12 protein-coding genes are annotated in these 15,048 nt (G+C 39.1%); 11 read left to right on the forward strand and 1 reads right to left on the reverse strand.

What is annotated here, in order from left to right:
* From FTV42_RS00005 to FTV42_RS00015, 3 genes are all read left to right on the forward strand, one after another.
* Positions 1-339 (forward strand): transposase (locus FTV42_RS00005; protein ID WP_180037055.1); only part of this gene is annotated, 339 nt, incomplete at its 5' end.
* Between the two features lie 215 nt (positions 340-554).
* Positions 555-671 (forward strand): hypothetical protein, encoded by a 117-nt coding sequence (locus tag FTV42_RS00010; protein ID WP_086044934.1) that lies wholly within the window; start codon positions 555-557, stop codon positions 669-671.
* 90 nt (positions 672-761) lie between these two features.
* Positions 762-1,826: a hypothetical protein gene (locus FTV42_RS00015; protein ID WP_180037056.1), complete on the forward strand. Its 1,065-nt coding sequence runs from the start codon at positions 762-764 to the stop codon at positions 1,824-1,826.
* 310 nt (positions 1,827-2,136) lie between these two features.
* On the opposite strand, the gene metG is transcribed toward FTV42_RS00015, so the two are convergent.
* Positions 2,137-4,197: a methionine--tRNA ligase gene (metG, locus tag FTV42_RS00020; RefSeq protein WP_180037057.1), complete on the reverse strand. Its 2,061-nt coding sequence runs from the start codon at positions 4,195-4,197 to the stop codon at positions 2,137-2,139.
* 311 nt (positions 4,198-4,508) lie between these two features.
* On the opposite strand from metG, the gene FTV42_RS00025 reads away from it, so the two are divergent.
* The 8 genes from FTV42_RS00025 to FTV42_RS00060 all read left to right on the forward strand — a co-directional run bounded on the left by FTV42_RS00025 (position 4,509) and on the right by FTV42_RS00060 (position 15,005).
* A complete protein-coding gene (locus tag FTV42_RS00025) occupies positions 4,509-5,306 on the forward strand; it encodes a hypothetical protein (protein ID WP_005247862.1) in 798 nt (265 codons plus the stop codon).
* A gap of 287 nt (positions 5,307-5,593) precedes the next feature.
* On the forward strand, positions 5,594-6,853 hold the full coding sequence (gene apbC, locus FTV42_RS00030; RefSeq protein WP_180037058.1) for an iron-sulfur cluster carrier protein ApbC: 1,260 nt from the start codon (positions 5,594-5,596) through the stop codon (positions 6,851-6,853).
* A 257-nt stretch (positions 6,854-7,110) separates the two neighbouring features.
* Positions 7,111-7,704, forward strand: coding sequence for a LysE family translocator (locus FTV42_RS00035; RefSeq protein ID WP_004732019.1), 594 nt, complete (start codon positions 7,111-7,113; stop codon positions 7,702-7,704).
* 123 nt (positions 7,705-7,827) lie between these two features.
* Positions 7,828-8,397: a dCTP deaminase gene (gene dcd, locus FTV42_RS00040; protein WP_004280726.1), complete on the forward strand. Its 570-nt coding sequence runs from the start codon at positions 7,828-7,830 to the stop codon at positions 8,395-8,397.
* Between the two features lie 234 nt (positions 8,398-8,631).
* Positions 8,632-10,650, forward strand: coding sequence for a hypothetical protein (locus FTV42_RS00045; RefSeq protein ID WP_114541005.1), 2,019 nt, complete (start codon positions 8,632-8,634; stop codon positions 10,648-10,650).
* 12 nt (positions 10,651-10,662) lie between these two features.
* Positions 10,663-11,385 carry a hypothetical protein gene (locus tag FTV42_RS00050; protein WP_180037059.1) on the forward strand — a complete coding sequence of 241 codons (723 nt, stop codon included), beginning with the start codon at positions 10,663-10,665 and terminating at the stop codon, positions 11,383-11,385.
* A 33-nt stretch (positions 11,386-11,418) separates the two neighbouring features.
* Complete coding sequence (locus FTV42_RS00055; protein ID WP_180037060.1) at positions 11,419-13,704, forward strand: hypothetical protein; 2,286 nt, start codon at positions 11,419-11,421, stop codon at positions 13,702-13,704.
* Positions 13,705-13,721: 17 nt separating this feature from the next.
* Positions 13,722-15,005, forward strand: coding sequence for a hypothetical protein (locus FTV42_RS00060; protein ID WP_114541003.1), 1,284 nt, complete (start codon positions 13,722-13,724; stop codon positions 15,003-15,005).
* The last annotated feature ends 43 nt before the right edge of the window (positions 15,006-15,048 follow it).

The following is a 15,048-nucleotide window of genomic DNA, read 5'->3' on the forward strand; positions in this document are numbered from 1 at the left end:
GACACGAAGTGCTGCAGACAAGTGATTTCAGATCGTCAAGCACATGCAGTAATTCCACCCAGGAAGAATGCCAAGCCCTGGAAAGATTCTAAAATCAGTTCAATAGAACGAAATGAGTTACTTCAAAAGGTTAAGCATTTAGGCAGAACCCTATGGAAAAAATGGTCGGGCTATCACCGTCGCAGTTTGGTGGAAACCAAGATGCATTGCATCAAATTATTAGGAGATAAGCTGACGGCAAGACATTTTCAAAGTCAGGTCAATGAAGTTCATGCGCGTGTGGCAGTTCTGAATAGATTTACGGAATTAGGTAGACCTCACACCCAAGTTGTCACTTAAATTTGAATGGATTGGGGAAAACTCAGCTTTTGAATGTTTATGCAACAAAGCCCATCTGTACTAAAAATTAAGTCTGAATCTGTATATTGATTTTTTGAAAGTAAAGAATTTATTTTTGATGAAAATATTATTATAAATAAAATGCTTAGATACATTTCACTTTTTATGAAAAGCTCGTTAACATGGGGTATTACGAACAAGCTTTGGGTGTCGCGATGAGTTTTTGGAAAAGAAAAAACAATGCCAGCTTTGTATTTTTCATTATTACCTTATATTCACTACTGGGCTTTGGACTGGGCTATGTGATTTGGGAATTTGTGTTGCAAGGCTAAGTGACCCAGTAATAAAAAGCCTCTAGAGATAGAGGCTTTTTTGATGGATTATTTCGAAGAAAATAGATAATTACTTAATGAGAGCATTGTATGAGCGAACCAGAGTACTCAGGAAAACCTTTAGCTTATTTAGATCAAAATATTCTAGACTTATTTAGTGAATATAAAGAAAAGCCAATACTTAGTAGAGATTCAGATTTTTTTAGATATTTAAAAGAAGAAGTACAAGCTGTTTATTCACCCATTACTTTAGAAGAAATTTACAGATCAGTAATAAAGGGGAAAAGTAGTAAATATTGTGTTGAGTTTTTAGATATCTTAAGGGAGTTAAATGCACACTATATCGCCTTAACTACTGATGAGCATGGGACTTTAACAAATACTATTTTTAGATCCTGGGATGATCCACTAGTTCATTTTAATAATTACATTGAAAATAATTTTTTAAACAAAATGATTAATCCATCAACTAAGAATTTATTTGCTTTATATGGTGGTGTAAAGGATTTTAAAACTTTTGAATACGAACAAATTGAAGCTTTTGATAATTTATTACTATTTTTAGAAAAATCTTTAAGTGATCTTAAAAACAGTACATACAAAGATGACTATCTTTTATCAGAAATAGAAAAATTTAAAGTTAAAATTCCTAACCTAATGAATCAGCGAGATGAATATAAATTATATATTCAGAGATCGGTAAGGCATTTAGAAGAGTCTAATAAAGAAAAATCACCTCATAAATTTTTACGAGAATCATTGAATATCAATCATGATAACTTACAAAAAATTAAATTACCAAATGCTTTAAATCAAATATGGAAATTACTTCAAGAAAACAATCCTGAATTGGAAAATAATGAGTTAGATGACTTCTTTCAATTGAAAAATTTAATTGGTTCAGGGCAGGAATACTATATTTTTCAAAAAGTAAATCAAATTTATACTATATTAAATCTGATCGGTTATTATCAAGATGAAGGATTACATAAAGAAAAGCGTTTTATTGCATCATTCAGTGACATGTCACATGCATCTTATGGTTGTTTTTGTGAATATCTAATCACTCGTGATGAAGCCTTTGCACAAAAAACTAATGTTGCATATGAGTATTTAAATATTGCAACTCAAGTTTTTTGGCTCAAATTAAAATGATTTCAAACTAAAAATAGTGTTAAGCCAATACTTTATTTAAAAATCTGGTCTGTTCGATGTAATAAAAAAGTTGACTTAGTGATGGTATTAATTTAGTTGGAGGCGACATGGATGTCGCCGTTCACTTGTGGTACATGGACGTATCATCAAGTGAACAAGAGATTTTTGTTACTTTTGATCTTTCAAAAGTAAGGCAATAGTTTCTGATCTCTCCCTAACCCTCTCCTTTAAAAAAGGAGAGGGAATCTAAAGGCATAAAAAAAGCCCCTACATCAGTAGAGGCTTTTCTTATCATCTAAGATTGAAAATCTTAAGACACTTTATCACCCGGTTTAGCACCAGATTCAGGTGAAATCACCCAAACACCGTCGCCATTACCCGCAGCTAGCACCATACCGTTAGAGATCCCAAAACGCATTTTACGTGGCGCAAGGTTTGCCACCATCACCACCAGTTTACCTTTTAAGTCTTCAGGTTGGTAGAACTCACGAATACCACTGAACACATTACGTGGCTCAGCTTCACCAACGTTTAAAGTGAGTTGAAGCAGTTTGTCAGAACCTTCAACCGTAGCCGCTTCCAAAACTTCAGCCACACGCAGGTCAACTTTCATAAAATCATCAATATTAATGATTTCAGCTTCACCGACTTTAGGTTCAGCTTTCTTTTCAATCTTCTTCTCTTTTTTCTTCTCAGCTTTTGCTGGTTCAGCAGCAGGAGCAGCTAAAGAATCTTTAGATGCATCCACCATGGCAGCAACCGCTTTTGGATCTACACGTTGCATTAAGGGTTGGAACAATGCAATTTCATGACCCACTAGAATGGTTTTGCGAGAAGCAAAATCGAAGCTTTCAAGTTGCAAGAAATCTTGAACCTGTTGAGCTAGTGTCGGCAATACAGGCGCTAAATACACTGCCAATTGACGGAACAGGTTGATCCCCACAGAGCATACATCATGCACTTGTTGTTCCTGACCTTCCTGTTTCGCAAGTGCCCAAGGCTTTTTCTCATCAATATACTGGTTGGCTTTATCTGCTAGTGCCATGATTTCACGAATTGCCGCCGAGAATTCACGTGCTTCATAAGCCTGAGCAATTGAGCTACCGGCATCAATAAAGCTTTGTACTAATTCAGGTTCAGCACATGTCGCACTTAACTTGTTATCAAATTTGGTGTTAATAAATTTCGCACAACGGCTGGCAATATTCACCACTTTACCGACTAGATCTGAATTTACTTTTTGTACGAAGTCATCCAGATTTAAGTCTGAATCTTCAACTTTGTCAGAAAGTTTCGACGCGAAGTAGTAGCGTAAATATTCAGGATTTAAATGCTCTAAATAGGTTTCCGCTTTAATAAAGGTGCCGCGAGATTTTGACATCTTCTGACCGTTGACAGTCAAGAAACCATTCACAAATAAACCTGATGGTGTACGATAGTTTGCACCTTCAAGCATCGCCGGCCAGAACAGGGCATGGAAATATACAATGTCTTTACCAATGAAGTGATAGACCTCATTTTCAGAATCTTTTTTCCAGAAATCGTCAAAATTCAATTCAGGACGTTTGGTTTTGATGTAATTTTCAAAGCTCGACATATAACCGATTGGCGCATCGACCCACACATAGAAGTATTTGTTTGGTGCATCCGGAATTTCAAAACCGAAGTATGGCGCATCACGGGAGATGTCCCAATCGTTCAAGCCATTTTCAAACCATTCGTCCAACTTGTTGGCAATCGATACTGGCAATCGACCTTCATCACGAGTCCATTTTTGCAGGTATTCACCAAAATTTGGTAATTTAAAGAAGTAATGATCAGATGATTTTTCGACTGGTGTTGCGCCACTTAAAGTGGAATGTGGATTCAACAATTCTGTCGCATTATAAGTTGCACCGCAGACTTCACATGAGTCGCCGTACTGATCTTCTGCCTTACATTTAGGACAGGTGCCTTTAATGAAACGGTCTGACAGGAACATGCCTTTTTCAGGATCAAAAAGCTGGGTCACCGGACGAACTGCAATATTGCCCGCATCACGGTTTTTCACATAGATTTCTGACGCACGGGCACGGTTGGTATCGCTATGTGTAGAATCATAATGATCGAAATGCACACCGAAACCGTCAAAGTCACGAATGTGTTCTTTTTGCACATTGGCAATTTGCGCTTCAGGTGAAATGCCATTCGCTTCGGCACGTAGCATGATCGCGGTTCCGTGAGCATCATCCGCACAGACATAAGTCACATCATGACCCATCGCACGCATGGCACGTACCCAAATATCTGCTTGGATATAGCCAAGTAAGTGACCCATATGAATCGGGCCATTGGCGTAAGGAAGGGCATTGGTGACTAAAATTTTACGCACGGATTCACTCTCTCATTCGTATTCATTATGCAATGGGCCATAATTTTACATGATGCCGAGGGGATTACAAAGAAATGCTTTGCTGAAACCCAATGAATAGACGGACTTGGAAAACCGAATACAAAAACCTGCATCGTCCTTAGCATATAACCTTGCAATACGGATTTAACTCAGCTCATGCTACATTCTGCAAACAATAGCAACAACATGTACAGGCTTTGTTGCAGTTTGCTTACTTCGCCCGATTCGCGTGATGCTTTGTGCTAAAAAATGGCTGATTGTTTATATGATATGCCTAAGGAGGGTACCTCATGACTCAGCAGAACCAAAATAATACGTCGAAGCAAAATCAAGATAAAGAACAACATGCACGCGAATTGAATGATCAGCTTGCAAAAGAGCAAAAGCAAAATGAGATAGATAAACAGCACAATCAGGAACATAAGAACGGGCAAAGTGCCCAGACCCATGCTGATCAGAAATCTGATACCCAGCACAACGGTAAAGATACAAATGCTGAGCAATCAGCACAAAAAGACAGTTCTCAAGAGAACCAGTCTGATAAAAAAACTGAAAGCTTTAAGATGGATGACTTAAAAGCCAAAGCGATAGCGATAGGTGAAGACCTATTGCAAAAAGGTGAAAAGCTTCTGAATGAGCTGAAACAAGGAAAATCTGACCACCAGCAAAATACTGAGCAAAGTTCAGATGATGCGAAAAAGGCTAAAGCGGATCATGCCTCTCAAGATAAATCATCTAACAAGTCAGATAAACAGCATGCTAAAGATGGTCAGAACGATCAGCAGGCAGGTATGGCAAATTTAAAAGATGAAGCCATGCATAAGTTTGAAGATACCAGACAGAAAATCACAGACTTATTCAGCGAAGCCTCGGTTAAGTTCGCTGAGCTGAAACAGATGGCAACTGATACGATGAATAAAATGAAAGATAATCAATCGAAGGAAAGTGATTCTGATCAGCAGCAAGATGCCAAAGATGCAGATTCAGAAAGCGACTCTCAGTCAAAAAAGGACGAATCGAAACAAGATCAGGATAAAAATACCAAGGATCAAAAGGACAAATCTGAAAACAATAAAAATCATAAATAGTCTGTGATCATAGAGCCACTTTAATTACAGAGGGTTAAAGTGGCTTGATCGCATAAGATCAGTAAAAAAATTATTACATCAAAATAATCCGCCTTTCTTTGCTCTCAATCATTCATTTTTCATTATTTCTATTCACCACGATTTCATAAAACATTTCAGAAAACCAAGTAAAATGGTTGGAAATTGAAGATATCTCTTTCATCTTCTCCAATACAATGCTTAACCTTCGCCTAAAACCCCGTTAAACTAAGCGATTCAGATGTCGATCTACATTTTTGGAGTAACCTATGTCCTGGCTTTCTTCGCTTAAATCGGTTTTTTCGCCTTCCAAGGAGGTGAACGAAGAAGCTGTGCAGAACGTACTGCAAAACTATATCTTGCCAAATTCCAGCAATGCCTTGAAAGATCGCATTACTCAGGTCAATGTACAGGGTGAAATTCTGCAAATCACTTTGAATAGCTATCCCGAAGAAAAAGCGCAGCTGCAACAGATTCATGATGAACTGGCGGAAGCTTTGCAAAAATGTGGTATTCAAGAGCTGAATATGCATGTGATTCAGCAGAAAACTGGACATAAGAAAGAAGGTGGTTGCGGGCATAATCATGCTGAAGGAGAAAACTGTTCAAGCGAGCCTAAAGCGGATGCAAAACCCAATCTTCCGCCTGTGGTTGATGCGTCGGCACAGCCTGCAAAAACAGAAGAAGCTGATCCAAATAATCCACCTATTCAAAAAGCTGCGCCGCAACAGCGTGATGTTCCAAAACACCCAAGGATTCAAAATGTGATTCTGGTGTCATCTGGTAAAGGTGGCGTAGGTAAATCGACCACGACTGTAAATCTGGCTTTGGCTCTACAGAAATTAGGCCTGCGCGTAGGCGTACTAGATGCCGATATTTACGGCCCAAGTATTCCGACTATGCTCGGCAATGCCGGCAAAACGCCAATGATCGAAGCAGAGCAGTTTGTCCCTATCGAAGCCTATGGGATGGCGGTATTATCAATTGGCCATTTAACTGGAGATCACAATACTCCAGTCGCCTGGCGTGGTCCAAAAGCCACGGGTGCATTAATGCAGTTATTCAATCAGACCCTATGGCCAGACCTTGATGTGCTGATGATTGATATGCCACCTGGCACAGGTGATATCCAGTTAACTCTCGCGCAGCGTATTCCGGTAACGGGCGCAGTAATTGTGACAACGCCACAAAACGTGGCCTTGCTGGATGCGACCAAAGGCATTGAATTGTTTAACCGCGTGCAGATTCCGATCATGGGCGTGATTGAAAACATGTCGACCCATATCTGCTCAAATTGTGGTTTTGAGGAACAGATTTTTGGTACAGGCGGTGGCGATAAACTGTCTGAGCAATATCAAGTCCCATTATTGGGTCGTTTACCTTTGGATGCTAAAATTCGTGAAAATGCCGATGCTGGAACGCCGTCAGTGATCGCGGGAGATGCTGCTGCAGAAAGCTATATGCTGATTGCAGAGAAAATTGCAGCGCAGTTACCTAAAGCAGAGAAAGACCATAGTCGAATTTTTTAATTCTACAGACAATTCAGATATTTAAGCCTTAGCTAAAAGCTAGGGCTTCTTATTTCTTATTTTTAAAATTAGCCCGATTTAAATGATCGAAATTGACTGAAATGACTATCGGGTGTTTATCCTGAAAGCTTATATAAAAATTTGAATTAATTAAAATAAATAAATTTAAATTTTAGATCATATGTTCTCTTACAATTATTTTTTTGCAGCACTGACCGAATTCTTCTATGCTACTCGGATTAGAGCGAGGTCAAACTATGATTTCATGGTTTTTTATTGGTTTAGTGGCAACCATTCTTTTAACACCAGGCCCAACCAATACCTTATTGGCATCTTCAGGCATTCAGGTCGGATTTAAAAAAACATTTCGTTTAATTCCTGCGGAAGCCTTTGGTTATCTGATTGCCATTAGCTTATGGGGCATTCTGATCGGAAAAATTTCCGTTCATCTTCCGCTTTTACCGACCATTCTCAAACTTTTTAGTGCTGGCTATATTCTATTTCTCGCTGTGAAATTATGGCGGACTGCAGAAATAAGCGAAAATCTTGAAAATGTCTCGATTCGCGCACGAGAATTATTTTTGGCAACCTTGCTTAATCCTAAAGCACTTTTATTTGCCTCAGCGATCTTTCCTGTCATTGTCTGGAAAAGCGGCCAACATTATGTGACTCATATGCTGGTTTTCTTGCTTCTGTTGATCCCGATTGCATTCTTCTGGACTTTTCTGGGTTCAATCCTGGCCAGAAAAAACAGTCGCTGGCTCAATCAGAAAAACCTGCAGAAAACGGCTTCGCTGGTATTAATGAGCTTTTCCATTCCTTTAAGCTATTCTGCACTTTTAAGTTTATAAGCTGATCTCAATCAGCAATTTTTTGGCAACTTTAGCTCTAAGCCTTTCACTTATTTTCATTAGTGTCAATTTCAGTTAAAGTACGTCGCAATAACTTGTTCTTAAGATTTTTGGATTATATCAATGGCAATTAAGTCTGATCGTTGGATTCGCGAAATGAGCGAAAAACACGGCATGATTGAACCGTATGCAGAAAACCAGGTACGTTTGGATGAAAATGGTCAAAAGCTGATTTCGTATGGCGTATCCAGCTACGGTTATGACGTGCGTTGTGCGCGTGAATTTAAAGTATTCACCAATGTGCATTCTGCAATTGTCGATCCGAAAAACTTTGATGAACGCAGCTTTATTGATATCGAGTCGGATGTTTGCATTATTCCGCCGAACTCGTTTGCTTTGGCGCGTACCATCGAATATTTCCGCATTCCACGTAATGTCCTGACCGTGTGCTTGGGTAAGTCAACTTATGCGCGTTGTGGCATCATTGTCAACGTGACGCCGCTTGAGCCAGAGTGGGAAGGACACGTCACTTTAGAGTTTTCAAATACGACCAATCTTCCTGCGCGTATTTATGCCGGTGAAGGTGTGGCGCAAATGCTATTTTTTGAATCTGATGAAGTCTGTGAAACCTCATATAAAGATCGTGGTGGTAAATATCAAGGTCAGACAGGCGTTACTTTGCCGAAGACCTAATTGCTTTAAGATATTGAATGACGGGACTTTATGTCCCGTTTATTTTTTTGAGATTTTCATTCATCGGAAACTGCTATTTTTCGCCTAATTGGCTTTGGCATCTGTATTAAAAATCAGCATAATGGATTCCGCATAATCATAAAAAAGATGCAATGCATTATAAAAAATCAAAGATTGGCGGCTGGGAAGCTGAAGCATAAGGTGCGGAGCATCGAATAAAAAGGAAAGAGTGAGATGGCTCAGATAAAAGATATATTTAAATTTCGCAAAAGTTATTTGGCGATGACAATCGGTTTCAGCCTGTTGCCTTCTGCACATGCGATGCAGGAATTATCAGATTCTTCTCTTTCTGACACCACAGGTGAGGGTGTTGCGCTCGTTCTTGATGATTTTAAAATGGTGTTTCAAGGTCCTAAAGATCTTTCTGCTAGTTCTAGTTATGCCAGAGGCATTGAAAACCCCGGACAAGCAGATACAGGCTTTATTCGTATTATCCCGACGGGTGAGAATTACAACCAACTTGGGCAGCGTGTATACGACAAAGTTTATAAATCTACATATGATAATGCTTTTCATGTTGAAAGAACGCAGAATTATGCAACTGAGTATCAACAAGCCTTTGATACCTTAAAAACTGATTTTTATAATGATAACTATAATACGATTAAGAATACTTATGACACACAAGCTAACCGGGACGCATTTAAGCAAGAATTAGTTGATTATTATTATAATACAGACTTTATGAAAGCCTATTATGACCAACGTCGTGATGATTATTATAATGGTGCAGGTAATACCTCACCAGGTATTGATTATGATATCAAGCATGATGGCACAACAGAATATGAATTAACGCCACTGCGACCAAATAAGTCTGATGAATATGCAAATTTAAATACCCTTGAAATGATTCAATTTCTATATGGGCAAAATGCTAATCAGCAGATTCCAAATACTGAATGGAGTACGGCGGTTGATAGGCAGAATATTATTGGAGCAATTGTAGATGCAAGAATTATTGAACTAGTTAAAGCAGAATACAACAAAAAATTGGAAGCTGCTCTAGCCGGAATGATGAAAGATGCAGATAGTGCTGCTATGGCTGAAATCATTGCTAGAGCAGATCAGGCTGCTAAAACTGAAGCTGCTAAAAGCTCTGTGAGCACTTTAAGAACTAAAGCCGATGTATTTATTTATGGTCTGGCATTATCGAAAAGCGATGGTTCTTTAAGCACACGATACAGTAATCAGGGTTTTAGCTGGGGGTCAGCAGATAATCCTTGGTTATTCCGGGCAGGAACTGAAAACGTCACACAGTTTAAGGGCGCTGCTAAAGATGTAGGCTATATCGCTTTGGAAGCCCCATTAAGTCCAATTGCAGGGGTCGAAAGTGATAATAATATCAAGCTAGGCTTCTGGAGTGATATCTTTGCACGTGAGCTTAACTCCTCGAATGCTGTAAATTCTATAACAGGTGGACCAACTTCAGGCCTTGACACAAATTATCGATTAAGAACTCAATTTATTGCCAATGGTCTGAGTTTTAATGGCTCGCAAGTTCGGTTATTCCAAACCTTAGAATCTGACAATAAGAATTACAGCCAAACATTAGGTATGGCGAGTATTGTTCGTCTGAATACCAATGATCGACCAGAAACTCTAAGCAGTAGCGATAACAATCTTAACAGTAAGGGTATACGTCTAAGTACCGCAGCAAAAACAGATGCACTTGATGGTAATGTCCCGACCCCGGCCTTGAATGGAAGTGATGCTCCTATATTTCATGATTCTGAGGGTTTATATTTATATAGCCCAAATATTAACTTAGTGCTTGGTAATATGTACCAGCCTTTCGTTGTCGGTTCAGAAAACAATAATATTATTTTAGAAGTGACACGTATTCCCAATATCCCTGCTATTTATAATCAAATTTATCAGAATTATGGGGGCGAACTAGGCATGACAGATTTAAAGGGTTCGACCTGTAATGTCTATAGTTGTGGTACACCGATTAAAAATAATGCGTCAGATACCACCGCACTTTATCAAGGGCGTAATGCGACTCACAGCAGCATCTCAATAGGAACTACAGAGCGTATCTCAGGGACGAATATGCTGCGTGCCAAGGATGGTGTGAATTCAACAGGTATCATATTTAAAAATACTGATGGTGTAAGTAAGAATTTTGGATCTGCTGTCATTGATGGGGTCCTGATTCAGCATCTGAAAATTAGAACAACTGGTCTTTAAGGGAGTATAAGAATGTCCAAATTAGTAACACTCTGTGCATTATTATGTACTTCTATGGCCAGTCTTGCCGGATTGGAAGCCCTTGATCAGCAAGCACTAACCAATACAGTGGGGCAGGGTGGAGCTGATCTTAACTGGACTTTATCTTTAAACCATGTTTATGCGACAGATTTAAGTAAAGATAAAATTTCTCGGCTTGATGGAAGTGGCAACCCGCTAGAAGTATTTTATGTTCTAGATCCCACCGCTTGTGGAGTAACAAAACAATTTTGCCGTCTGGCAATAGCGCCGAATAACCATGTCGATGCCAATGGAAATAAAAAGTGGTTAGTCTTTAAAGGCATTCAAGGCACGATTCAGATTGATAAGTTTTCGATCGATGGAACAACCATCATTAATCATCGTAATGAACCACAAACGGCGATGCAAATTACCTTTTATGATCACCAGCCTTTAAAGATCCGTAATTTAGGCTTTAATACAGTTTCCATTGAAACGGGTACAGGTGCTGGCGCCTTGGAAGGTTATGCCAATACAGGTGTTTATAGTACGTATACAGGGCGTACCTATAATGCCGATGGAATTTATACAACCGCGCCCCAAGATGTTCCTTCATTTGATAAAGGTGCTGAAAAAGGATTTATGGGGTTGAACGTTCATGGAAATCTGCATACGTCAGGCAATTTGAAAATATTTGGTTATAACTGTACAGGTGGAGCACAAAGTCGTTGTTAGTAACAACGTCAAGTACAGCATAAGGATATATAAATGAAAAAAACAACAATAAAGTTGAAATTGCTAACAGTATGCATGTGTCTTATACAACAAAGTTATGCACTTGAAACTATTGAAGAGCAAGAATTGAGTGAAGTCACTGGACAAGATGGTATGGTGATTACTCATGAAATTTCTAAAGCCAGTATTGCTCAAGCCAATTGGTATGATCCAAATCCAACTGCCAACACTAAAATGGGTTTAGGTCTACATAATGTTGAGATTATTGGCAAAGATAATAAACCAATCATTAGTCAACTTGAAATAGATGTAGGTGCCACTTCACAAGGGGCAGGACTTCGGCTAGCTGCAAGTGTTTCACCGTTTCAAGCCACTGCAGATTTAAAATTGGTAAAGATCGCCTGTACGACCAATCCATGTAGTCAATCTGCGAATAGTATTCGGACTGCGGGTACTCAATCTAATCAAAGTTTGGGGACATTAGGGATTAGTACCTCTACACCGCTTAGTGTGCTATTACAAACCAGTGCAGGTCTATTTAATAAAGATTCAATTGCCAGTATCGATTTTCAACTTAAAAATGCCACGATTAGTCATAAATTAGGTGAAAATAGTCTGATTTTGAATGACTTTAACTTTAACTTCGCGGGTCAAGGATATATGTACATTGACCCGGATGAAGGAGTGGTACTGACCACACGAAATGGCAGCCAAGATCATTATGTGGATCTAAAGCGTGCTGAAGATATGACCAATATCGCGGCTGGCCGGGTTAATCCGACCAATCCAGGGGTTAATATTGACTTACGTTATAATACGCCAAATAATGAACGTAAAAATATTATGCGTTTAGGGGCTTCGGGTGCAGTCACTAACGCAAGATTATCAATGAGTGCCGATCAAACCCAGATCGGTACTTTTGATGTTAGTAACAAGGTGAATGGTGTACTAGAGCGTCAGGACAAAGCTGCAACAGGTTACAGTGGCCTGGTCGGAGAAGGTGGGTTAAATCTAGGCTTGTCTGCAGATTTTACAGGTGATAATAGTACTGGGCTTCCAGCAACTATGGCACCGACAACACTTGAGATTGGTCATACCGGTAAGGGAAGTCATGCTGTGCAATTTTCCAAGCTCAGACCCTTGACTACACGTAATGCTGACGGATCCTTACATGGTAAAAATGCTTATATCGACTTTGGAAATATATATATAAATACCATTACTGCAAAAAGTCTCGATTTCATAATCAATGAAAATATGCAAAAGACTTTAGGTAGTAGTAGCACTGTACTTAAACAGACACTCAGTACCACCACGAATGGAGAGGATTTTGCCTATATCGCCGTACGTGGAATGGATTTTCAGTCCATTGCTGCTAAAGCACGTTTCATATCAGATAACTCTTTGGCGGAAATTGGTGGCGATGGTGGTTCATGGGGAATCGGTATTCCTATTTATAATTTAAATGCCAATGTTGCCTTGTCTGGAACGACTTATGGAACAAACAATAAGCAAGCAATTGCGTATAACATTATGGCATCTACAGAAGGCTATGGAATTGACAAGAAAACCGGTTTACCAAGCACAACCTCGATTATATTGATTGATGGCAAGAATGGCGATCATGGTGAGGCTGTTAACTATTATGCTGGTTTTAGGAATATCGATGCTTTGATCAAGTCAGAAGGAATTATTAGTTATAAAGATGAAGGTATTTATATTCGTGCCGATAAACTGCTGATTGGAGCTAAAGCTGAGCTTGCGATTGGTCAATTACCAGGATCTAAATATAATTGTACCAATGCATCGGTCACTAAATGCGGAAGCTATGTGCCTCATGATAATTTTTCTAAACGTGATGATGTCCTGACTAATATTGCTTTTAAACTTGATGGAAACGGCGAGCTCCTCATCATTCCAGGAGTGGATCCGACCAGCGATTCACCAGATACCAACTTCCTGTCATTTGATGCAAATTTTAAGTTTAGACCCCTTACCGCAGAAGAAACTGCAAATAAAGATAATCTGGGCAGCTATTTTAGTATTGCCAATGAAGATATTGATTCAGCCGGGGTATTAAAAACTTCGTCAATTAACTTTAACCGGATGGAAGGTCATTTGGGTGTCAAAGCAAAAGTTCGTGTCAGTGCAGATACAGTGACTTTGGATAATCAGGTCAAACTCAATTATGAAAATAATATTGCAACACCATTTAAAACCAATTTTGCCATGGCGACCAATGGCAATATGCAAAACATGGCAAGTATTGCACTGACTGGTGGAACCATTCGTAGCACGATGGGAATCACACCACGTTAAAAATCAGGATGAGAAAAATGAAAAAAATAATATTAAAAAGTCTAGTGGTAGCTATGATGGGCCTAAGTGGTCAGGTATCTGCATTAACCTCATTGGAAGACCAAGAGCTCTCAGAAGTCAATGGGCAGGCTTTATTGTCAATGGAGGTTCAGTCTGGATTTAACCAGATGGATAATCTAGGAGCTACTTATGACCAGAGTAATATCTCATTTTATAAATTAGGCCTGGAAGCCGAGATGGAAATTAATACCAATATAAAAAAGCTACAACTCGGGTGTGGCGGTGTTAATGGTGCAACCGGCTGTGATATTGATATTGATCATATTGCCTTAAGTGGTAATCCTACGAATGGCGCGGATCGTGCCGCGACTTCAGCTCTGATTACTAATCCATTTGTACAATTTGCCATAAAAAATCCAAATCAGGCATCTACACGTGAAGTTTTAGGTTTCCGTTTAAGTGCGGAAAAGATTTCAGGTCTATTGACAATGGGGACAGAAAATAGTGCTACACCAAATGGTATTAACAGTTTCAGTGGTTATATGAAAACAAAATCTTCATCAGGAGTTGCAACAACCGCTCCTCGTGTCATGGATTATGCTGCAACTGGAATGAATATTGAGGGCACGGTAAAAGGCACTATATTAGGTCAACCATTACCTCTGGATTTACATTACACATCTAGCAATTATGCTTTCCAGTTAAATTCTACAACAGCACCTTTTACTATTCCTGCTACGATAGTGTCAGGAACAAGAATGAAAGAAGTTGTACTAAAAGGGACAGGGACAGTAGGTCGTATTGATTTTAAAGGACCATTAAAAGCAGAATTATTGGATGGAGCATTAAAATTAGATAAAGATATTACAGGCTACTTAACCGGGCTACAGACAGACATTACTGTTAAACAAAATCTCGGACTTATTCATGCTTTATATTTAAATAATCCAGCTTCACTCTCCTTGCAATCCCAAAGCATTTTATGGCCTGGTGCAGCAGTCGCAGCAAAACAAGGGTGGTGGCTGGCAATGGAAGATGAAGTGGATTTAGGAAGTATTTCACCTTCATATAGTGTGCCAATTTCAGATGCTGTTTTAAAGCAAACTATTGCAGGAATTAACCATGATTTAACCACTAATGTGCGAGATTGTGGAAGTCTGGTTTTTGGTTGTGTGCTAGGAAGTGCACTTGATGTAAAGGAAATTAAAAATCCTGCGCTACTTGATTTCCCTCTTACTAATTTAACTTTACAAGGCCAGAACTTTAAACCGAACTGCTTTGGTGGACACAAATTCTGCTAAGTTTAGTTATAAAAAATCCCGCATTACGCGGGATTTTTTATAA

Source organism: Acinetobacter sp. YH16052 (assembly GCF_013417155.1).
Lineage (GTDB): Bacteria > Pseudomonadota > Gammaproteobacteria > Pseudomonadales > Moraxellaceae > Acinetobacter.

Coding starts and splice junctions, on each gene's coding strand:
- FTV42_RS00010 (WP_086044934.1), top strand. CDS start 555: ATGAGTTTTTGGAAAAGAAAAAACAATGCCAGCTTTGTATTTTTCATT.
- FTV42_RS00015 (WP_180037056.1), top strand. CDS start 762: ATGAGCGAACCAGAGTACTCAGGAAAACCTTTAGCTTATTTAGATCAA.
- FTV42_RS00025 (WP_005247862.1), top strand. CDS start 4,509: ATGACTCAGCAGAACCAAAATAATACGTCGAAGCAAAATCAAGATAAA.
- apbC (WP_180037058.1), top strand. CDS start 5,594: ATGTCCTGGCTTTCTTCGCTTAAATCGGTTTTTTCGCCTTCCAAGGAG.
- FTV42_RS00035 (WP_004732019.1), top strand. CDS start 7,111: ATGATTTCATGGTTTTTTATTGGTTTAGTGGCAACCATTCTTTTAACA.
- dcd (WP_004280726.1), top strand. CDS start 7,828: ATGGCAATTAAGTCTGATCGTTGGATTCGCGAAATGAGCGAAAAACAC.
- FTV42_RS00045 (WP_114541005.1), top strand. CDS start 8,632: ATGGCTCAGATAAAAGATATATTTAAATTTCGCAAAAGTTATTTGGCG.
- FTV42_RS00050 (WP_180037059.1), top strand. CDS start 10,663: ATGTCCAAATTAGTAACACTCTGTGCATTATTATGTACTTCTATGGCC.
- FTV42_RS00055 (WP_180037060.1), top strand. CDS start 11,419: ATGAAAAAAACAACAATAAAGTTGAAATTGCTAACAGTATGCATGTGT.
- FTV42_RS00060 (WP_114541003.1), top strand. CDS start 13,722: ATGAAAAAAATAATATTAAAAAGTCTAGTGGTAGCTATGATGGGCCTA.